Source organism: Streptomyces thioluteus, from assembly GCF_039535865.1.
The window spans coordinates 23,098-42,810 of the sequence record NZ_BAAAXZ010000133.1; the positions used below are offsets into that span (position 1 = coordinate 23,098).

Here is a 19,713-nt window from a genome sequence, read left to right on the forward strand (position 1 = left end):
CCATGAACGACGCCCACCCCGGAGCCGACCCCGGCTTCGATCCCGGCCTCGACCCCGTGCGAGCACCCTGGCAGGAGCCCATGCGCGCCGCCCTGGAGGAGGCCGGGCTGGCCCCCGCCACCGGCGATGTCCCGGTCGGGGCCGTCGTCCTGGCACCGGACGGCACCGTCATCGGCCGGGGCCGCAACGAACGCGAGGCCACCGGCGATCCGACCGGGCACGCGGAGGTTCTCGCCCTCCGCGAGGCCGCCCGCGCCGTCGGCGAATGGCGGCTCTCCGGCTGCACCCTCGTGGTCACCCTGGAGCCGTGCACCATGTGCGCGGGGGCCATCGTCCTCTCCCGTCTGGACCGCGTCGTCTACGGCGCGGTCGACGAGAAGGCCGGGGCGGCCGGCTCCCTGTGGGACGTCGTGCGTGACCGACGCCTCAACCACCGCCCGGAAGTGGTCTCCGGGGTTCTCGCGGACGAGTGCTCCGCGCTCCTCACCCGCTTCTTCCGCGACCGCTGACGACCTCTCCGCCCGGGGTTCCGGGAACCGATTTCGGAGTACGGCCCATCGTCCGCTAAGCTTCCTCTCGGTAGCGTGTCCGAGCGGCCGAAGGAGCTCGCCTCGAAAGCGAGTGTGGGGCAACACCTCACCGAGGGTTCAAATCCCTCCGCTACCGCTCTTCGCCCGAGGGCCCGACCTGAACCAGGTCGGGCCCTCGGCCGTTTCCGGCGGCTGACGGTGCGTCGGACGACCGGCCACCCCCAGGCCGCGGCAGGGCACTCGACCGTCCCCGAGATCGTGGGCGGCGTACCGGACCGGGGCCGGGATGGCACACATGGCATCACGTGGCGCCAGGCGTGGCGCCTTGGCGCCACCACCACCCTCCGAGAGCGCCCGACAGACATGGCGGCACCGCAGACCCAGACCTCCCCTCTTCGAGTTTCCGCAGGTCAGAGCCACTTCCGCCCTACCTGGCACCACGAGATGCCATCTAGCGCTTGCACATGACGCCATCGTGGTGCCATGATGGCGTCATGGACCTCACCCCGTATGTCGAAACCCTCCGCCGCGAACTCGCGGTGGCCGCCGAAGCCGGCGGGGAGGACGCTCGCGAGCTGGCCGACAGGCTCACCGCTCCCCTGGAGTCGGCGACCCGGCTGACCATGCTCAACGTGCTCTCCGCCGCGACGGACGAGATCACCCGCGAACTCGCCCCCGGTTCGGTCGACGTACGGCTGCGCGGGCTGGACCCCGACTTCGTGGTGACACTGCCGCCCACCGCCGGCGCCCCCGCGGAGCCGGCCGAGGCCGTCGAACCGCTCGGTGCCCCGGTTCCGGCCGACGGCGACGAGGGCGGCACCGCGCGCGTCAACCTGCGTCTGCCGGCGCACCTCAAGGCCCGCGCCGAGGAGGCCGCGAGCCGCGCGGGCCTGTCGGTCAACGCCTGGCTGGTGCGGGCCGTGTCGGCCGCGGTCGACGGCGGCACACGGCCGCGCACGGCGGAGAAGACCCAGACCGTCGGACAGAGCATCACCGGCTGGGTGCGCTGACCGCGCCCCGCCCGCACCGCCCCGAAAAAGCACCGCACCCACACCACGTCCCACCAGCAGGGACGCCCCACGGACCCATGAGGACGGTACAGCCATGCCTTCTTTCGACGCCCCCGCACCCATCTCGGCCACGACGCACGTGGAGGCCGGTTCCCTCCGGTTCATCGCGGGCGACCGCCCCGACACCGTCGTCGAGGTGCGGCCCCGCAACCCGCAGAAGGACCTGGACGTGCGGACGGCCGACCAGACCGAGGTCATGTACGCGAACGGCGTGCTGACCGTCAGGACGCCCAAGTCCAATCTGTTCGGCCGCACCGGCATCGTCGACGTGACGGTCGAACTGCCCACCGGCTCAAGCGTCGACATGACCGGCGCCTGGACCCAGATCCTCGGCGAGGGCCGGCTCGGTGAGGTCCGCGCGAAGACCTCGTCCGGCGACGCCCGCTTCGACACGACCGGCCCGCTGAACCTGACCGCGTCGCACGGCTCGATCACCGTGGACCGCGTCGAGGGCTCGGCCGAGATCACCACCAGCACCGGCAGCCTGCGCGTCGGCTTCGTCGACGGCTCCGCCGTCCTGAAGAACTCGCACGGCACCACGACCGTCGGCGTCGTGACCGGCGAGCTCCGGGTGCGCAACGCCAACGGCGACATCGACGTCCGGCGCGCCGAGGACTCGGTCACCGCCACCACCGCCCACGGCACCCTGCGCGTGGACGAAGTGGCCCGTGGAACCGTCGAGTTGGAGACGTCCTACGGTGCCATCGACATCGGCATCCGCGAGGGTTCGGCCGCCTGGCTCGACGTCAGCGCGGGCTCCGGTCAGGTGCGCAACACGCTCACCGCGTCCGAGGCCCCGGAGAAGAGCGAGGACGCGGTCCGGATCCACGCCCGCACCCGGTACGGCAACATCGACATCCGCCGCGCCAAGCCCTGAGCGCCCCGGCGTCAACCGGCCCCGCCCCCGGCCCACTTCAGCCCTCAAACGGAGGACCCCATGGCTTCTTTTGTCATGCCCACAACCAGGCAGGGCGGCGGTCACCCGGCGCCGGCCGCCGTCTCCGCCGTCGGTCTGCGCAAGTCGTACGGCGACAAGACCGTCCTCGACGGCATCGACCTGCACATCCCGACCGGGTCCGTGTTCGCGCTGCTCGGGCCCAACGGCGCCGGCAAGACCACCGCCGTGAAGATTCTGTCCACTCTCGTCACCGCCGACGGCGGGCAGGCCCGGGTCGCGGGCCACGACATCGCCACGTCCCCGGACGGGGTGCGCGCCGCGATCGGCGTCACCGGCCAGTTCTCGGCCGTCGACGGGCTGATCACCGGCGAGGAGAACATGCTCCTCATGGCGGACCTGCACCACCTGTCCAGGCGGGAGGGGCGGCGGGTCGCCGCCGGGCTGCTGGAGCGGTTCGATCTGACCGACGTCGCCAGGAAGCCCGCCCAGAGCTACTCCGGCGGCATGAAGCGCCGCCTGGACATCGCCATGACCCTGGTCGGCAACCCGCGGATCATCTTCCTCGACGAGCCGACCACCGGCCTCGACCCGCGCTCCCGCCACAACATGTGGCAGATCATCCGCGAGCTCGTCTCCGACGGCGTCACCGTCTTCCTCACCACCCAGTACCTGGAGGAGGCCGACGAACTCGCCGACCGCATCGCCGTGCTGAACGACGGCAGGATCGCGGCCGAGGGCACCCCCGACGAACTGAAGCGGCTCATCCCCGGCGGACACGTGCGACTCCGCTTCTCCGACCCGGCCGCGTACCGGTCCGCCGCTCTCGCGCTGCGCGAGGCCGCCGGGGACGACGAGGCGCTGTCGCTGCAGATCCCCAGTGACGGCAGCCAGCGCGAGCTGCGCTCCATCCTCGACTGGCTGGACTCCGCCGGCATCGAGGCCGACGAACTGACCGTCCACACCCCCGACCTCGACGACGTGTTCTTCGCCCTGACCGGCTCCGACCGGCCGAACCAGCCCATGGAGGCTGTCCGATGAGCTCCCTCTCCCTCGCCGTGCGCGACTCGTCCACGATGCTGCGGCGCAACCTCCTGCACGCACGCCGCTACCCGTCCCTGACGCTGAACCTCCTGCTGACGCCCATCATGCTGTTGCTGCTCTTCGTCTACGTCTTCGGCGACGTGATGAGCGCGGGCATCGGCGGCGGCGGCGCGGACCGCTCCGAGTACATCGCGTACCTCGTCCCGGGCATCCTGCTGATGACCATCGGCGGCACCCTGGTCGGGACCGCGGTGTCCGTCTCCAACGACATGACCGAGGGCATCATCGCCCGCTTCCGCACGATGGCGATCCACCGCGGTTCGGTGCTCGTCGGGCATGTGGTCGGCAGCGTGCTGCAGGCGGTCATCAGCGTGGTCCTCGTGGGCGCCGTCGCCGTGGCCATCGGCTTCCGGTCCAAGGACGCCGGCGTCCTGGAGTGGCTGGCGGCGTTCGGACTGCTCGCGCTCTTCGCCATGGCGTTCACCTGGATCGCGGTCGGCATGGGCCTGGTCAGCCCGAACGCCGAGGCCGCCAGCAACAACGCGCTGCCGCTGATCCTGCTGCCGCTCGTCTCCAGCGCCTTCGTCCCGGTCGACGCCATGCCCGGCTGGGTCCGGCCGGTCGCCGAATACCAGCCGTTCACACCCGCCATCGAGACCCTGCGGGGCCTGCTGCTCGGCACCGAGATCGGCGACAACTGGTGGATCACCATCGTCTGGTGCCTGGGCCTGACCGTGCTCGGCTACTTCTGGTCGACCTCGAAGTTCAACCGCGACCCGAAGTAACCGCCGTGACAGCGCGGGCCACCTCCCGCAACTCGCCGCGCCCGAGGGCGGCTTGCTCCGACACCGCGTCGGCGCAATCCGCCCCGTCGGCGCTCCACCACGGGGACCGGCGGCTACGCCGGCACGCTCCCGTCCCGCGGGCCGCACGCCACATCGGCCACCGGCGGAGCGTCCAGCCAAGTGAACGCGGTCTCCAGCTGGACGATCCGGATCACCTTGGACACCCTGGGCCCGCCCCGCACGACGCGCAGCCGACCGCCGCAGCGCACCGCCCGGTTCCGCGCCCGGAGCAGCAACCGCAGCCCGCTCGCGTCCAGAAACGTCACTCCCCGCAGGTCGATGACGAGGTCGGCACGGCACCGGCCGGCCAACGCCTCGATCCGCGGAGCCAGTTCCTGCTCCGCCAAGATGTCGATCTCTCCCACCAGTTCAATGGTGATCGCTCCCCCCGCCACACGCTCCCGCATGGTGAAGGCGAGCTCGTACCCGCCCATGCGAACCTCACCGTTCTCCCTCACTGGTAAGCCGCCCCGGGACACAGGTCTGCCCCACAAGGGACCCGCTCGCACGCACCGGGACGGCCGGACCCGCAATCCGGGGGAACGCCTCGGGCCGTGTGCCCTTTTGGTGCCCCGGGCATGGGCGCTTCTCACCTCAACAGACCCAGACTTCATCGGAGTTCGGGAAATCGTGGCCGGGTGCGCGCCGGAAATGCACGGAGCCCCGGCTCCGGACCGAGTGCGCGAAACGGTCCGGAGCCGGGGCTCCGGCTGTCGCAGGAGGGGGGAAGCGGCATCGGGGGGACAAGCCGCTTCCCCCCATGAGGACACGGCCTCCGAGTTCGGGCCGCAGTCAGGGGGGAAGCGCGCGGCCCGGACCCCGCAGAGAGGATCCATGTCCCCGCCCTTCGAATTCCTGCCAGATCCGAACGGGCGTTCCTCCATCCTCCGCCCCCGAATACCGTGGACCGGTGGGCGAAGGGCCCGCATTGCAGGGCCTTAAGTCCTTAAAGACGGCGTGAGTACGGACCGGGCCCGACCTGCGCACGACCCGCGTTCGGGCCTGATCGCTCGTCCGTGTGTGCGGTTAGACTCTCGCGAGCGCTCCGGGGGACGGACGACGGAACGGGGAGGCGGATACGTCATGGCGCAAGCCAAGAAGGTCACATTCTGGGTCCTCGCCGTATTCGTGGGGTACACGATCATCCACTCCCCCGCCCGGGCGGCCGAACTCGTGCAGATAGGCTTCGAGGGGATCTCGGACGCCGCCAAGAGCATCGGCGAGTTCATGACCCAGCTCATCAATTGAGTCCCGCGGCCCGGAAGGCGGCATGACCGTGATCCGTCACCTCGTCCTGTTCAAGCTCAACGAGGGCGTCGAGCGCGACGACCCCCGGGTGCTCGCCGGCGTGGAGGCGTTCGAGCGGCTGGACGGCACCGTCCCCGAACTCCGCTTCTGGGAGTGCGCCTGGAACATCTCGGACCGGCCGATCGCCTACGACTTCGCCGTCAACTCCGCCGTCGAGGACGCCGAGGCCCTCCAGCGCTACCTGGACCACCCGGCGCACCGGGCGGGCCGCCGGCCTGTGGCGGGAGTTCGCCACGTGGGTGATCGCCGACTACCCGTTCTGAACCGCGGATCCGCCCCCGCACCCCTCAACGGCCCCCCGCCCCACGGCAGGGGGCCGTTTCGCATGCCGTCCACAGCCCACCCCCACGGTCAACACGGAGTAATGCGGTGCTTGCACACAGTGGACATGTCTTGTGATGCTATGACCGCTTTTGACGGATGAGTTGCCCTGGAGCCTGATCGCGAAGGGTGGTGTGATCGTGCCGGCCCCAACAGCGTCAGAGGAGACGGCGTCGGAAGAGAACCCCCCGCAGGCCCCGGAGACGCCGACCCGGGAGAGCCGGGGCGCGGACGCCAGGGCGCTGACCCAGGTGCTCTTCAAGGAGTTCTCCCGACTGGAGCCGGGCACCCCCGAGCACGCCCGCGTGCGCGCCGCCCTGATCGAGGCCAACCTCCCGCTCGTGCGCTACGCGGCGGCGCGTTTTCGCAGCCGCAACGAGCCGATGGAGGACGTGATCCAGGTCGGCACCATCGGACTCATCAACGCGATCGACCGGTTCGACCCCGACCGGGGCGTCCAGTTCCCCACCTTCGCCATGCCCACCGTCGTCGGTGAGATCAAGCGTTACTTCCGCGACAACGTGCGCACGGTGCACGTCCCGCGCCGGCTGCACGAGCTGTGGGTGCAGGTCAACGGCGCCACCGAGGACCTCACGGTGCTGCACGGGCGGTCGCCGACCACCGCCGAGATCGCCGAGCGGCTGAAGATCGGCGAGGACGAAGTGCTCGCCTGCATCGAGGCGGGACGCTCGTACCACGCGACCTCGCTGGAGGCCGCCCAGGAGGGCGACGGACTGCCCGGCCTGCTGGACCGCATCGGCTACGAGGACCCGGCGCTCGCCGGCGTGGAGCACCGCGACCTCGTGCGCCACCTGCTCGTCCAGTTGCCGGGAGCGCGAGCAGCGCATCCTGCTGCTGCGCTACTACAGCAATCTGACCCAGTCGCAGATCAGTGGCGGAGCTGGGGGTGTCCCAGATGCACGTGTCGCGGCTGCTCTCCCGGAGCTTCGCCCGGCTGCGCTCCGCAAATCGAATCGATGCGTAACCCGTGTTGGGGGATACGCCCCTTGACCTCCCTGATGCCCCGTGAGGTCATGCGGCAGATATGTCGACTTGACGCTACAGCGTGTTTGCCGACATGTGACATTCTGCTGGAACTTGCGTTTTGCCACAGCGCAGCCTCCGGTATTCAGGTGGAGGCTGAACCCCTCGCGTGATGATGGTGGGTTGCTGTGATCCGTCCGCGACCTCAAGGGGGTGGCATGTCCGTAGACCTGGGAGCAGGCGCGACAGGTGCTCGCCACTGACGACGCACCGCACGCGCGTGCCGTACCGACTGCGAACTCATCTACACCCGCACCCTCTCCTCCGCTCCCCTGTTTCCTGCGGCTGGCGGCCCTGGACCGGGACAGCGCCGCGAGCGTACGTACGTCCGTGACACCCCTCATCGAGACTCAACCTCCCCCTCGTGCGGTACGCGGCCGCGCGCTTCCGTGAGCCGCAACGAGCCGATGGAGGACATCGTCCAGGTCGGCACCATCGGGCTGATCAAGGCCATCGACCGCTTCGACTGGTCGAAGCGGGGCGTGGATTCCCGACGTTCGCGATGCCCACCGTGGTCGGTGAGATCAAACGCTTCTTCGCGGGACACCAGCTGGTCGGTCCGGGTGCCGCGCCAGGCTACCAGGAGCTCCGGCTCGCCCTGACGAAGGCCAGCGACGAGCTCGCGCAGAAGCTGGACCCGCTCCGCCGACGGTGCCCGAGCTCGCCCTGTGCCTGGGCCGTCTCCGAGGAGGACGCGTGGTCGACGGTGCCTCGCGGTCGCAACGCCTACACGGCCAGCTCGCTGGACTCCCCCTCGCCGAGGACGACGGCGGCGAGGGCTCGCTGGCCGACCGGCTGGGCTACGATGATACACGGCGGCTGGGAGGGCGTGGAGTACCGCGGAGTCGCTCCAAAGCCGCTGCTGGCCAAACTGCCGCCGCGGACGCGCCAGATCATCATGCTCCGGTGTGCTTCGCGAACATGCACGCAGTCCCAGATCGGCGAGGAGGTCGGCATCTCCCAGATGCACGTCTCACGGCTGCTGACCGCGGACGCTCTCCCCAGCTGCGCGAGGGCCCTGATCGCCGACTGACGGGCGCTGCACGGGCGCCCTGACCCTTCATCACTCCGTCAACCGTACCACCGACCACCGTCCTCCGGACATGCAGCGGCGGCGCGGCCACCACATCGCGCGCGGGGGCCGCGGGCCGTCCGGCCGGACCGACGTCCACCGCACCACCGGCCGACCGCCCCACACCCCGGGACGGCCGCAGCCCGCGCCTCACCGCCGACAGACACCCCCGTCTGCGCAGAAGGCGCCCGTCGTGAACGCGCCGCCCGTCGCGGGCAGGCCACAGCGGCGCACCGCCGCCGAAGCGGCCGTGCGCCGGGGATCCGCAGCGCCCTCGGGGCGCCGCGTCAGGCGAGCGCCACCCAGGCCACCGTCGCCACGACCACGATCGCGACGATCACGCGACGATCAGGCCCACGCGCGGACCGGAGGAGGCCGCCCGACGGCCCCGGAGGACGGAGCGGTGCCTGCCGGCCGCCCGTGCCCTCGTCGACGAAGGCGCGGAACATCTGGGTGGTGCTGCCACGCCGGTCCTGGTTGCCCTCGGGCTGGTACTGATGGGGTTGCCATGGCTCAGGACCCTAGCGAAGACGGTCCCGGACCGCGCGCAGGGGGCCGGGAATTCCGGCCGTCCGTACCGCCCTTCACTGCCCCACATTCCTTGATCGGTCATCGCCCGCTCCTCGTGCCGAACGCCGCCCACTCCTTGATCGTTGAACTTTGACCGCCCTTTTACCCCTTTTCGTTTGCCTTCGGCAACCAAACTTCCTTATGTGCCCTAAGCAACCTAAGCGGGAGGGTCCGGATTTGGCCGCGCACGAGCAGTACCACGAGCTCGCCCAGCAGCTCGGCGCCATCGGCGTCACTCAAGCGCGCCTCGCCCCGGGTCCCTCCCCCCCCGACTGTCCGCCCCACCTCGGTCATCGTGCTCGAACTGCTCAGGTCGGTACGGCGAGATGCGCAATGAGCAAAGCTCGCGGAGCTGCTGGTCGTCGACATATCGCGTGACCAGCCGGCACGTCGCGTACGCCGCCGAACGCGGCTGGCTCGTAGCGCCGGCCGGACCACCTGGACAAGCGCTCCCGCCTGCTGAGCCTCACGCCCGGCGGAGCGGCACTGCTCGACGAGGTGGCACCGCTACACCGAGGTCGACTGGCGCACTGCCCTGAGCGACTGCGAGCGACGCGACGTCGCCCACGCCATCGGGCTGCTCGCCCGCGCTCCCCGCGAGAGCTTCGGCGAGTGCCGTCCGCACCTCCCGCCCCGGAACTCGCGCCCCGCACCGCCACATGACCGTACGAAGCATGATGAAAGGAAGTCCATGGCCAAGACCCACACCGTCAGGTGTGCGGGATGGAGCACACCGAACCTCACGGCCCGAGGCCGCCGGCGCCATGACGCACGGCCAGATCATGCGGGCGCTGTCCGGGCTGCTGCTCGGGATGTTCGTGGCGATCCTCTCCTCGACGATTCGTCTCCAACGCCCTGCCGAAGATCATGCACGATCTGCACGGCCAGCCAGTCCGCCTACACCTGGACCGTGACGGCCTCCCTGCTGGCCATGACCGCCACGCACCCCCGCTGTGGGGCAAGCTCTCCGACCTCTTCAGCAAGAAGCTGCTGGTCCAGGTGGCCCTCGTGGTCTACGTGGCCGGCTCCGCGCTGGCCGGTCTCTCGCAGAGCACCAGCATGCTGATCACCTGCTCGCGTCGTCCAGGGCATCGGCGTCGCCGGGCCCTCTCGGCCCTGGCGCAGATCGTCATGGCCGCGATGATCTCCCCGCGCGAGCGCGGCCGTTACAGCGGCTACCGTCTGCGCGACTTCGCCGTCCGCCACCCGTCGGCGGCCCGCTGCTCTGGCGCGGCGTCATCACCGACACCAGCTGGCTGGGCTGGCGCTGGTGCTTCTACGTCGGCGTGCCCTTTGCCGTGATCGCGCTGATCGTGCTCCAGCGCACCCTCCACCTCCCCCGTGGTCAGCGCCAGTGTGAAGGTGGACTGGCTCGGCGCCTTCTTCATCTCCGCCGCGACCACGCTGCTGCTGGTGTGCGGTGACCCTCGGCCGGCAAGAACTACGACTGGCTGTCCTGGCAGACCGCCGTGATGGTGGCCGGCTCCGTGGCGCTCGGCGCGATCTTCGTGTTCTGTCGAGTCCAAGGCGCCGAACCGATCATCCCGCTGCGGCTGTTCCGCAACAAGACGATCGCCCTGACCTCCGCCGCGAGCCTGTTCGTCGGTGTGGCGATGTTCGCCAGCACCGTCTTCCTCTCGCAGTACTTCCAGCTCTCGCGGGGCGAGACGCCGACCATGTCGGGCGTCATGACCATCCCGCTGATCGCCGGCCTGTTCATCTCCTCGACGGTCTCCGGCAACATCATCACCAGGAACGGCCGTTGGAAGGCGTGGCTGCTCGCCGGCGGCGTCCTGCTCACCGCGGGCATAGGCCTGCTGGGCAGCATCCGCCACGACACCCCGTACGGGCAGCTCGCCTGCTACATGGCGCTCATGGGCCTCGGCCTCGGCATGATGATGCAGAACCTGGTGCTCGCCGCGCAGAACCAGGTGGCCCCCCGGGACCTCGGCGCCGCCAGCTCGGTCGTGACCTTCTTCCGCTCCCTGGGCGGTGCGGTCGGCGTCTCGGCGCTGGGCGCCGTGATGGCCACCCGGGTCAAGGACTACGTCGTGGACGGCCTGACCGCGCTCGGCCCCAAGGGCGCCGCGCTCGCGCAGCAGGGCGGTGGCGGCGGCAGCATCCCCGAGGTCAAGAAGCTGCCCGAGCCGCTCCGTTCGATCATGGAGGACTCCTACGGGCACGGCGTCGGCGACGTCTTCGCCTACGCGGCGCCGACCGCGCTGATCGCCTTCCTGCTGACCCTCTTCATCAAGGAAGTGGCCCTCAAGGGCCGCCCCGGTGCCCCGGCGGACGCGAACGCCCCGGCGGACCAGGCGGCGGAGGCCACGCCGGCCAAGGCCGGCTGACAAGCCCCGGCCGGTGCCTCCACGAGCGGGGAGGCACCGGCCGGCGACCCGGGGACGGCACGGCCGGTCCCGGGCGAACGGCCCCGGTGACGGTGCGCGCGACTACGGCAGGGGACGGCCGGCGCGCACCGCCCGGGGCCGCTGCATCTCCCGTCACGCGTCCCGCAACCGGTCCCGCATCGCCTCGATGCCCGCGATCACCGTGTCCAGCCCGACCTCGAAGTCGCGTTCCCACATCTGCTCGACGCCCTCTTCGGCGCGCGCCTGCGTGAACTCGGCCGTCTCGCCGTACGAGGACAGGAACGCCTTGTTCCCGACGACGGCCTCCATGACCTGCTTCAGATACGCGTCCCGCGTCATGCCCGCGGCGCGGCACCGTTCCCGGTACAGCGCCTCCACGGTGGCGAAGCCGTAGACGAACTGGAACACCGCCCCGATCGCCCCGGTGGCGCGGCTCGGTTCGACCCCGCTGCGCCGCATCACCCGCAGCGTCGTGTCGGAGAAGCGCAGCGAGTGCGGGCCGACGTTCAGGTACCGGCCCACCAGGCTCGCCACCCACTCGTGGGTCACGAGCAGTCCGTGGTAGCCGACGGCCAGCCGGCGCAGCTGGTCCTGCCAGGACTCGCCCTCGTCGTCGGGGTCGGGGAGCGACATCTCCCCGGCGACCTCGTCCAGGGCCAGTTCCAGGAGGTCGTCCTTGTTGTCGACGTACCAGTAGACCGACATCGCGGTCACCCCGAGCTCGGCGGCGAGGCGGCGCATCGAGAACTTGGTCAGCCCCTCGGCGTCCAGCAGCCGCACCGTGGTGGCGACGATCTTCTCCCGGTCGAGCCCGCCCGCCTGTTCGCGGGCACGCTCCGCGTCCGCCCGGCGGCGTGGTGAGGGCTTCTCCCCGGTCAGCCAGACACTGATCCTGGGATCTCTCGCGCCGCTGCTGCTCGCCATGTCGGTCTCTCCGCCCTGCCGGTGGTCTGCTTCCGATGCTAGGCCCTGGCCTGCGCGGATTCCTCCGCGCCTGCGGGCCGTTCCGCCCGGCGGAGCAGCACCGCGGCCACCACGCCGCCCGCCAGCACCGCGGCCGCGCCGACCAGCTGGCCCGCCTGCACACCGGAGGCGAAGGCGTCCTCGACCGCCGAACGATCCACGTCGGTACGGGACTTGGCCAGCGCCACGGGCAGCGAGCCCGCCCCGGCCGCGACCGCCGGGAGCAGCGCGGCGAAGCGGGAGTTGAGGACGGCGCCGAGCACGGCGACGCCGAGGCCGTTGCCGAACTCCTGGAGGGTGCCGTTGACCCCCGGCGCCGACGCCGGCCTTCTCCGGCGGGATCGCGGACATGACCGCGTTCGCCATCGCGGGTGCCGCCAGCGCGATGCCGCCGCCCATCAGCACCAGGCCGGCGAACATCCCGCCGTAGCCGTGCGAGCCGAGGAGCGCGATCACGGCCAGCCCGACGGCCAGCAGCGTCATGCCGCCGGCGATGGCGAGCGGCCCACCGATCTTCGCCATCAGCCGGGCGCCGACGCCGGCGAGGTTGAGGACGACGATCATCAGCGCCAGCGGCGTCATCCGCAGGCCGGTCTCCAGCGGCCCGTAGTGCAGCACCAGTTGCAGGTGCTCGGTGAGCAGGAACAGCGAGCCGCCCATGCCGAAGGCCACGAGGATGCCGCCCATCACCGCGGCCACGAACCGCTTGTGGCGGAAGAAGTGCATGTCGAGCATGGGGTACGGGATGCGCAGCTCCCACAGGACGAAGAGCGCGAGGACCACGATCCCCACCGCGCCGGAGACCATCACCCGTGCCGAGGTCCAGCCGTGCTCCGGGCCGGAGATGATCGCGAAGACGGCGCCGGTCATGCCGATGGTGGAGAGCACCGCGCCGAGCGGGTCGGGCCGCTCACCGGCCGGGTTCTTCGACTCCGGCACCAGCTTGAGGACGGCGAACAGGGCCAGCGCGGCGACCGGAACGTTGATCAGGAAGATCGATCCCCACCAGAAGTGGTCCAGCAGCACGCCGCCGATGAGCGGTCCGCTGGCGAATCCCAGTGAACTCACCGCGCCCCACAGGCCGATGGCCTTGGTGCGCTCCTCGGCGTCGAAGGTCTGGACGACGACCGCGAGCGTGGTGGTCATCAGCAGCGCGCCGCCGATGCCCATGCCGGCGCGGGCGGCGATGAGCTGCCCGGTGGACTGCGACAGTCCGGCGGCGAGCGAACCGATGCCGAACAGGGCGAGACCGGTGGCCAGCATCTTCTTGCGTCCGTAGCGGTCGGCGACGTTGCCGGCCGTCAGCAGCAGCCCGGACTGCACCAGGGAGTACGCGCTGATCATCCACTGGATGTCCGAGGTCGCGGCGCCCATCTCCTCGGTGAGGGACGGGATGGCCACGTTGAGAACGGTGTTGTCGAGCAGCACGGTGAGCTGCGCGAGGCATATGACGCCCAGGATCAGCCACCGCGTGGGCAGCCGGGACGGACCGGCGGACGCGGAGGGGGCCTGGGAATCGGTGACGGGCGCCGACATGGGTGCTCCTTGCACGGGTGACGCAGAGGGACCGACGAGATCGATCTACACCGTACAGGGAACTCTTATACGCCGTACATTCTTTTTTTCGCGGCAGTCCGCGCGCCGCTACGGGGCGGGCTTCAGCACGTACCCCATGCCGCGCCGCGTGTGGATCATCGGAGGGCGGCCGGCGTCGATCTTCTTGCGCAGGTACGAGATGTAGAGCTCGACGAGATTGCCGCGGTCGCCCGGCCCGAAGGCGTGGGCCCAGACCCGGTCCAGCAGCAGCGACTTGCTGAGCACCCGGCCCGGATTGCTCATCAGCTGGCGCAGGAGCGCGCATTCGGTGGCGGTCAGCCGGATCTCCGCGCCGTCGCGGTACGCCACACGGTCCGCCACGTCGAGGACCAGGTCCCCTACGGCCAGCGGGCGCACGGCACTTGGGACGCCCGGTACGGGACGGGTGCGTGCTTCGGAGGATGCGGTGGTCATGACGGTGATGCTCGGTACGGCCCGTGAGAACCGCCTTGCCCTCACCTGGGAATCGTCTGAGAATCCCCCGGCAGCCCGAACAGCCGGGCGGCGTTGTCGTGGCAGACCCCGCGCAGCCAGGCGTCGTCCTGGCCGAGGCGGGTCAGGGCCGCCAGCGCATGCCCGTATCCGTAGGGGATGTTGGGGAAGTCGCTGCCGAAGAGGATCCTCCCGCCGAGCTCCGCCAGGCGGGGCCGCTCGGCGGCCGGGAACGGCGCCACGGCCTCGATGAAGTCGGTGAAGGCCATGGTCGTGTCCAGGTGGACGCCCGGGTACCGCTCGGCCAGGCCGAGGAAGGCGCCGTACTCGGGCACCCCCATGTGCGCGACGACCAGCCGCAGGGACGGATGCCGGGCCAGCACCTCGCCCACCGGCCCCGGCCCGGTGAACGCCCCCGGCACCGGCCCCGAGCCGCAGTGCACCACCACCGGCGTCCCCGCCTCGGCCAGCAGCCCCCACACACCGTCCAGCAGCGGGTCGCGCGGGTCGTAGCCCGCCCACCTGGAGGTGCGACTTGAAGATCCGCGCCCCCGCGCCGAGCGCCTCCCGGACGTAGTGGACGGCGTCCGGCTCGGGGAAGAAGGTGGCGGTGTGCAGGCAGTCGGGCGTCCGGGCCGCGAAGTCCGCCGCCCAGGCGTTGAGCCACCGCGCCATGTCCGGCTTGTGCGGATAGATCATCGAGGTGAAGGCGCGGACCCCGAAGCCCCGCAGCACGGCCAGCCGCTCGTCCTCGGTCCGCCGGTAGGTGATCGGCCAGGGCCTGCCGGTCAGCGGACCCGCCGCGTCGAAATGGGCCCAGACCTTCGTCAGGACCCGCTCGGGCATGAAATGCGTATGGACGTCGATCAGGCCCGACAGCCCCAGGCTCCGCCGGAAACCGGATATCTCCTCGTCGCGCACCGTCGCCCCTCCCGGGAAACGCCGCAGGCCCGGTACATGAGTACCGGGCCTGCGATCGAAGTAGCGGGGACAGGATTTGAACCTGCGACCTCTGGGTTATGAGCCCAGCGAGCTACCGAGCTGCTCCACCCCGCGACGGTCGAGTGACCGGAGCCAATTGCTTGGCACCGACCCCTCGGCTGTGCGCTCGGCAGGATTCGAACCTGCAACCTCTTGATCCGTAGTCAAGTGCTCTATCCGTTAAGCTACGAGCGCTCGGCTTCCCGGCGGTTTTTCTTGCCGGTCGGCGTTGCGGGAACAACATTACATGAACTGCGCCGAGAGGCGAAATCCTTTGCCGTCACCCACTCTGACCTGGGGAAACGTCTCGTAGCACCCCGCAGCGGGGGCGGCGCGGAGATCACCGGAAGCGGGTCGTCCGGGCAGCACGGCCGGCGAACGTGACCGGGAGCCCTGGTGGGAAACCCGGTCGGGAACCTGGCCGGGAACCTGGCCGGGAATACAGAGGAGCCCCGGTCGTCATGACGACGACCGGGGCTCCCGGCTGCGGAGGCGGAGGGATTTGAACCCTCGATGGGCTTTAAGACCCAAACCGCATTAGCAGTGCGGCGCCATAGACCGGACTAGGCGACGCCTCCAGCCGCACCCGCGCGTGGGCGAATGCTGCATGCAGATGATGACACAGCACAGGGCCTCGCCACCAACCGCACTCCAACGGTACCGGTCTCCGCGCCCCGCGGGCAAAGCAGTTCCGGGCGCGCAACGCCCGGCGCACCCGCGCGTTAGAGGAGTGGGGCTCCGGCCATGCCACCCGCCCCGCACCACTCGCACCCCCTGGAGTCCCCGCATGCCGCTCCGCCGTCTCGCCCTCGCCGCCGCGCCGGTCCTGCTGCTCGCCGCGCCCGCGGCGGCCGCCGCACCGCTCCCCCTGCCCCCCGGACCGGGGGCCGGCGACCACCTCACGGTCACGGTCACCGACAGCGGCCGGCAGGACGGCCGGTACGAGCTGTACTGCCACCCGGCCCACGGCACCGTCCGGGACCCGAAGGGCGCCTGCGCCCAGCTCGACGAGCAGACACGCTGGGGCAAGGATCCGTTCGCCCCCGTCCCGCCGGGCGCCAACTGCACGATGATCTATGGCGGTCCCGACCACGCACACGTGTCCGGCACCTGGGCCGGCCGGCCGGTCGACACCGGCTTCAGCCGGACGAACGGCTGCGAGATCGCCCGCTGGAACAAGTTCTCCCGGCTGCTGGGGGATCCGCCGCGCCCGTCCGGCAAGTGATCTTCCCCGCGCCCCCGATGCCCCCCGAATGCCGCGCGACAGGCTGCGGCGCACCCCTCATCCGCCGTCGCGCCGGACTCCGCAGCCCGTAGACTTCCCCCCAGCAACACGCCGCAGGGGCGGCGGTAGTCCACCGGCCGCCGTGCCGGGGGTGCCCCCGGTCCTGCGGCTCGCACGGTGCGGTAACCAGGGAGGAAGCGTCGCAGTGAGCAGCAGGCCATCCCGAGGCGCTGCTCGCCTCGCAGCCATACTCGACGCCCTTCCCGACGCGCTGTTGCTCGTCAACTGCAACGGTACGGTCGTCAACGCCAACCACATCGCGCTGGAGACGTTCGAGGTCCCGGGCACCGGGCTCGTCGGGCGCGGACTCCTCGACCTGCTGCCCGCGTTCGACTCGCGCCGCATCCCCGGCTCGATGCGGCTGCCCGACCACGACGCGAACGGCGGGCGCACCAAGCCCACCCGCATGATCGCCCGGCGCACGGACGGCACCCAGTTCCCCGTCGAGGTCAGCAGCGCCAACCTCACGGACGGCCGCACCCCGTACGCGGACCAGGGCTCCTACACCGGCGACGAGCTGCTGATGCTCGTCGTCCGCGACCTGAGCGGCACGCTCGACACCGAGGCCGAACTCGCCCGCCAGCAGCGCCAGACGGAGATGATCCTGCGCGCGGCGGCCGAGGGCGTGGTCGGCGTCGACATCGCGGGCAAGGTCGTCCTCGTCAACCCCTCGGCCGCGCAGATCCTCGGCTACCGCGCCAGCGACCTGGGCGGGCGGGAGCTGCACCCGCTGATCCATCACTCGCGGGCGGACGGTTCCCCGTTCCCGTACGAGGACTCGCCGATCGCCGACACCCTGCGCTCCGGGCGCAAACACCGGGTGCGGAGCCAGGTGCTGTGGGCCAAGGACGGCCGCGCGGTGCCGGTCGATCTGACCACCGCCCCGGTGCGCGACGGCGACCAGCTCGTCGGCGCGGTGATGACCTTCACCGACCGCCGCCCGTACGACGCGCTCGCCGCGCGCCACGCCCAGTTGGTGGCGGTGCTCGACAGTTCGCTGCGCGGCCCGCTGGACCGCCTCCGCGGCGAGCTGGGCACCCTGGCCGCCGACCCCGCCGGGCAGTTGTGGCCGGAGGCGAACCAGATCCTGCACCATCTCGCCGCCGGCTACGGGCGGATGGCGCGCCTCGTCGACAACGTGCTGGAGTACCAGCGGCTGGAGGCCGGCGAAAGCAAGATCGTTCGCGCGAAGGCGAAGCTGGACGAGGTCGTCGCGGCCGGGGTCGAGGGGGCCGTCGAGCTGATCGGCCCGGGGCGCGCACAGTTCGCCGTGCACGCCCCCGCCATAGAGGCCGAGGTCGACGCGGAGTGGTTCGCCCGTGCGCTGGCGCATCTGATCGCCGACGTCGCGGGCGTGGACTCCACCGGTGACGCGCCCGCCGGGGGCACACCCTCCGGCGACTCCACGATCGTCGTCGCGGCGGCGAAGCGCGACACGGCCGTCCGCATCGAGGTGCGCGGCCCCCGCCCGGGCGGCGACCCGGTCCACGGGCCGGTCGTGCGGGGCATCGTCCAGCGGCACGGCGGCGTGCTGCAGACCCACGACGTGCCCGGCGCGGCGGGCGGCAAGGCGTACGTCCTGGAGGTCCCGGTCTCCGCGGAGGCCGGGCCGGTGACGCCCGCCGACCGGCCGGACTCGCCGCCGAGCATCGGCAGCGGGACGACGATCATGCCGATGCCGGGGCAGCGGACGGCGTCCGCGCCCGCCGCGGGCACCGGTTCCGGCGGCGAGGGTCCGGCGGCGCCCGGGGCGTCCGTCCCCACCCAGCCGACGGGCCGCCGGCGCGGCCCCGCCCGGGCGGACGAGGAGGGGGCCCACGACGGCTCGCCGGCCTCCCGGGCCAACCGGCACGGCCGGAACGACGACCCGGCCCCGGTGCCCGCGCCGACCGGACGGCGCGCCCGGCGCGACGCGACGACGGCCGCCGCGCCCGAACCGGACGTCCCGCGCACGGCGTTCGCGCTGCCCCCGGCCGAGGCCGACCGCCCGTCCGGCGCCGCCGCCGAGGCCGCCGTCCCCACCGGACGGCGGGCCCGCCCGCGCCCTGCCCGAGGCACCCGAGCACCCGGCTCCGGAGGGATCCGGGGCCGACGTTCCCCGTACGGCGTTCGCGCTGCCCCCGGCGGACGCGGACCGCAAGCCGGAGGCTCCGGCCGGGGACGCCCCCGGTGCCCGTCCGGTCCCGGCCCAGGGCGGGCCGGTGGGACGCGGCCGCCCCGGGCGCGCGGGAGGAGGCCGGCGCGGCCGGGAACGCGCCGCTGGACGTGGCCGGACTGCTCGGAATCACCGGGCGGCGCACGCCCGTTGGGGCTGCCGGCACCGGCGGGAACGGGCCGGGAAGTGCTGTGCCGCCCGGCGCACCGCCGAGCCGCGCCACGGGCCCCGCGGCGCCGGGAGCGGCCGGGAACGGCCCCCTGGACATGGCCGGGCTGACCGGAACCGCGGCGCAACGCGGGCCGGTTGAGGACGGCAGCACCGAGGACGGTCCCGCGGGGGCTCCTGTTCCGGGGGCGAACTCCCGGCGCGGCAGGTCCGTCGAGCCGCCGGCCACGGGCCCGAGCACCGGGCCTTCGGGCCCCACCACCGCAACGACCGTGCACGGAAGCCCGGTTGAGCCCGTCGCGGACGCGTCCGGCGCTCCCGGCGGGCACACCGCTCCGGACGAGCCGACGCCGGGCGGCTGGGGTCCCGGCGGGCCGGTCGGTCCCGTGGGTCCGGCCGCCCCCGCCGGTGCGTCCGGCCACTCCGGGCCCACCGGCCCGGCCGGCCACGAGGACTCCGGCGCCGCCGCACCACAACACCCCGGGGGTCCCTCCGACCACGCCGGTCCCGCAGGCCCCACCGCGCCGACCGGCCGTCGCCGCGCTCGGCGCGCGCTCGCCGAGGAGCCGGGCGCCGCGGCGCAGCAGGGCGGCGGCGGAGCCGACGGCACGGCACAACCCATCAGCGTGCGGACGTTGGGGCAGGGCGCGCCCTTCGCCCACGGCGGCGGTGCCGACGGCGAGGCGCAGCCCGGCGGCACGGGCGTCGGTTCCGGCCGGCGGCGCAAGCTGGGCAATCCCACCGAGGGCGAGCGCGAGGCGCAGGCCCAGGCGGCCGCCGCGGCGCCGCGGCCCGGACCGGTCGGCCCGCGTCCGCCGGCCGCCGCGCCCCAGGGGCGCGCCTTCGCCATAGGGGCACCGGACGAGGGGGCCGAGGGCCCGGAGCCGCTCGACGGGCCGAACGGGGCCGTGGAGATCGTCGGCACGGGCGAGACCGTCCCGCCGCCGGTGGACGACGAGCTGCCGCCCGAGCCGTTGGACAACCCGCGCCGGCTCCTCGTCTGGCCCGCGCCGGACGCGTCCACCCGGCAGGCGCTGACCGAGCGCGGCTACCGGCCGGTGATCG

15 protein-coding genes, 4 tRNA genes and 6 pseudogenes are annotated in these 19,713 nt (G+C 72.1%); 16 read left to right on the forward strand and 9 right to left on the reverse strand.

Annotation, left to right across the window (positions count from 1 at the left end; all coding sequences use genetic code 11):
• Window positions 1-2: 2 nt before the first annotated feature.
• From tadA to ABD794_RS17740, 6 genes are all read left to right on the forward strand, one after another.
• Complete coding sequence (gene tadA / locus ABD794_RS17715; RefSeq protein WP_344964517.1) at window positions 3-509, forward strand: tRNA adenosine(34) deaminase TadA; 507 nt, start codon at window positions 3-5, stop codon at window positions 507-509.
• Between the two features lie 69 nt (window positions 510-578).
• Window positions 579-666, forward strand: a tRNA-Ser gene (locus ABD794_RS17720).
• Between the two features lie 358 nt (window positions 667-1,024).
• Window positions 1,025-1,540 (forward strand): hypothetical protein, encoded by a 516-nt coding sequence (locus ABD794_RS17725; protein ID WP_344964544.1) that lies wholly within the window; start codon window positions 1,025-1,027, stop codon window positions 1,538-1,540.
• 94 nt (window positions 1,541-1,634) lie between these two features.
• On the forward strand, window positions 1,635-2,477 hold the full coding sequence (locus ABD794_RS17730) for a DUF4097 family beta strand repeat-containing protein (RefSeq protein ID WP_344964519.1): 843 nt from the start codon (window positions 1,635-1,637) through the stop codon (window positions 2,475-2,477).
• Between the two features lie 75 nt (window positions 2,478-2,552).
• A complete protein-coding gene (locus ABD794_RS17735; RefSeq protein WP_344964521.1) occupies window positions 2,553-3,536 on the forward strand; it encodes an ATP-binding cassette domain-containing protein in 984 nt (327 codons plus the stop codon).
• The gene (locus ABD794_RS17740) at window positions 3,533-4,324 is read left to right on the forward strand and encodes an ABC transporter permease (RefSeq protein WP_344964523.1); all 792 of its coding nucleotides are present in this window, start codon (window positions 3,533-3,535) and stop codon (window positions 4,322-4,324) included. Before ABD794_RS17735 ends, ABD794_RS17740 begins: the two co-directional genes overlap by 4 nt.
• Before the next feature lie 113 nt (window positions 4,325-4,437).
• Here the strand turns inward: ABD794_RS17740 and ABD794_RS17745 are convergent, their stop codons facing one another.
• On the reverse strand, window positions 4,438-4,818 hold the full coding sequence (locus ABD794_RS17745; RefSeq protein ID WP_344964525.1) for an STAS domain-containing protein: 381 nt from the start codon (window positions 4,816-4,818) through the stop codon (window positions 4,438-4,440).
• Window positions 4,819-5,467: 649 nt separating this feature from the next.
• On the opposite strand from ABD794_RS17745, the gene ABD794_RS17750 reads away from it, so the two are divergent.
• The 4 genes and pseudogenes from ABD794_RS17750 to ABD794_RS17765 form a co-directional block, all read left to right on the forward strand.
• Window positions 5,468-5,632 (forward strand): hypothetical protein, encoded by a 165-nt coding sequence (locus ABD794_RS17750; RefSeq protein WP_344964527.1) that lies wholly within the window; start codon window positions 5,468-5,470, stop codon window positions 5,630-5,632.
• Window positions 5,633-5,660: 28 nt separating this feature from the next.
• Window positions 5,661-5,955, forward strand: a pseudogene (locus ABD794_RS17755) (Dabb family protein).
• A gap of 198 nt (window positions 5,956-6,153) precedes the next feature.
• Window positions 6,154-6,998 (forward strand): annotated as a pseudogene (locus ABD794_RS17760) (RNA polymerase sigma factor SigF).
• 295 nt (window positions 6,999-7,293) lie between these two features.
• Window positions 7,294-8,090, forward strand: a pseudogene (locus tag ABD794_RS17765) (SigB/SigF/SigG family RNA polymerase sigma factor); the annotation flags it as partial.
• 326 nt (window positions 8,091-8,416) lie between these two features.
• On the opposite strand, the gene ABD794_RS17770 reads toward ABD794_RS17765, so the two are convergent.
• Window positions 8,417-8,578, reverse strand: a complete 162-nt coding sequence (locus ABD794_RS17770; RefSeq protein WP_344964529.1) for a hypothetical protein — start codon at window positions 8,576-8,578, stop codon at window positions 8,417-8,419.
• 988 nt (window positions 8,579-9,566) lie between these two features.
• Here ABD794_RS17770 and ABD794_RS19360 point away from each other — a divergent pair.
• The 3 genes from ABD794_RS19360 to ABD794_RS19370 are packed head-to-tail and all read left to right on the forward strand — an operon-like array spanning window position 9,567 to window position 11,047.
• On the forward strand, window positions 9,567-10,001 hold the full coding sequence (locus ABD794_RS19360; protein WP_486389124.1) for a hypothetical protein: 435 nt from the start codon (window positions 9,567-9,569) through the stop codon (window positions 9,999-10,001).
• A 39-nt stretch (window positions 10,002-10,040) separates the two neighbouring features.
• Entirely contained in the window at window positions 10,041-10,172 is a 132-nt protein-coding gene (locus ABD794_RS19365; protein ID WP_486389125.1) for a hypothetical protein, read from the forward strand.
• Complete coding sequence (locus ABD794_RS19370; protein WP_486389126.1) at window positions 10,172-11,047, forward strand: MFS transporter; 876 nt, start codon at window positions 10,172-10,174, stop codon at window positions 11,045-11,047. The genes ABD794_RS19365 and ABD794_RS19370 overlap by 1 nt, the downstream gene beginning before the upstream one ends.
• Before the next feature lie 153 nt (window positions 11,048-11,200).
• Here ABD794_RS19370 and ABD794_RS17780 read toward each other — a convergent pair whose 3' ends face one another.
• The 7 genes and pseudogenes from ABD794_RS17780 to ABD794_RS17810 all read right to left on the reverse strand — a co-directional run bounded on the left by ABD794_RS17780 (window position 11,201) and on the right by ABD794_RS17810 (window position 15,618).
• Window positions 11,201-11,992: a TetR/AcrR family transcriptional regulator gene (locus ABD794_RS17780; RefSeq protein ID WP_344964531.1), complete on the reverse strand. Its 792-nt coding sequence runs from the start codon at window positions 11,990-11,992 to the stop codon at window positions 11,201-11,203.
• A gap of 38 nt (window positions 11,993-12,030) precedes the next feature.
• Window positions 12,031-13,567: pseudogene (locus ABD794_RS17785) on the reverse strand (MFS transporter).
• A gap of 108 nt (window positions 13,568-13,675) precedes the next feature.
• Window positions 13,676-14,041: a winged helix-turn-helix domain-containing protein gene (locus tag ABD794_RS17790; RefSeq protein WP_344964533.1), complete on the reverse strand. Its 366-nt coding sequence runs from the start codon at window positions 14,039-14,041 to the stop codon at window positions 13,676-13,678.
• A 41-nt stretch (window positions 14,042-14,082) separates the two neighbouring features.
• Window positions 14,083-14,980, reverse strand: a pseudogene (locus tag ABD794_RS17795) (amidohydrolase family protein).
• 61 nt (window positions 14,981-15,041) lie between these two features.
• Window positions 15,042-15,115: transfer RNA gene (locus ABD794_RS17800), tRNA-Met, on the reverse strand.
• Between the two features lie 47 nt (window positions 15,116-15,162).
• Window positions 15,163-15,235 (reverse strand) — tRNA-Arg (locus tag ABD794_RS17805).
• 292 nt (window positions 15,236-15,527) lie between these two features.
• Window positions 15,528-15,618 (reverse strand) — tRNA-Ser (locus tag ABD794_RS17810).
• Window positions 15,619-15,827: 209 nt separating this feature from the next.
• Here ABD794_RS17810 and ABD794_RS17815 point away from each other — a divergent pair.
• The 3 genes and pseudogenes from ABD794_RS17815 to ABD794_RS19210 form a co-directional block, all read left to right on the forward strand.
• On the forward strand, window positions 15,828-16,265 hold the full coding sequence (locus tag ABD794_RS17815; RefSeq protein ID WP_344964535.1) for an SSI family serine proteinase inhibitor: 438 nt from the start codon (window positions 15,828-15,830) through the stop codon (window positions 16,263-16,265).
• Between the two features lie 205 nt (window positions 16,266-16,470).
• Complete coding sequence (locus tag ABD794_RS17820) at window positions 16,471-18,759, forward strand: PAS domain-containing protein (protein WP_344964537.1); 2,289 nt, start codon at window positions 16,471-16,473, stop codon at window positions 18,757-18,759.
• Window positions 18,760-19,259: 500 nt separating this feature from the next.
• Window positions 19,260-19,713, forward strand: a pseudogene (locus tag ABD794_RS19210) (PAS domain S-box protein); the annotation flags it as partial.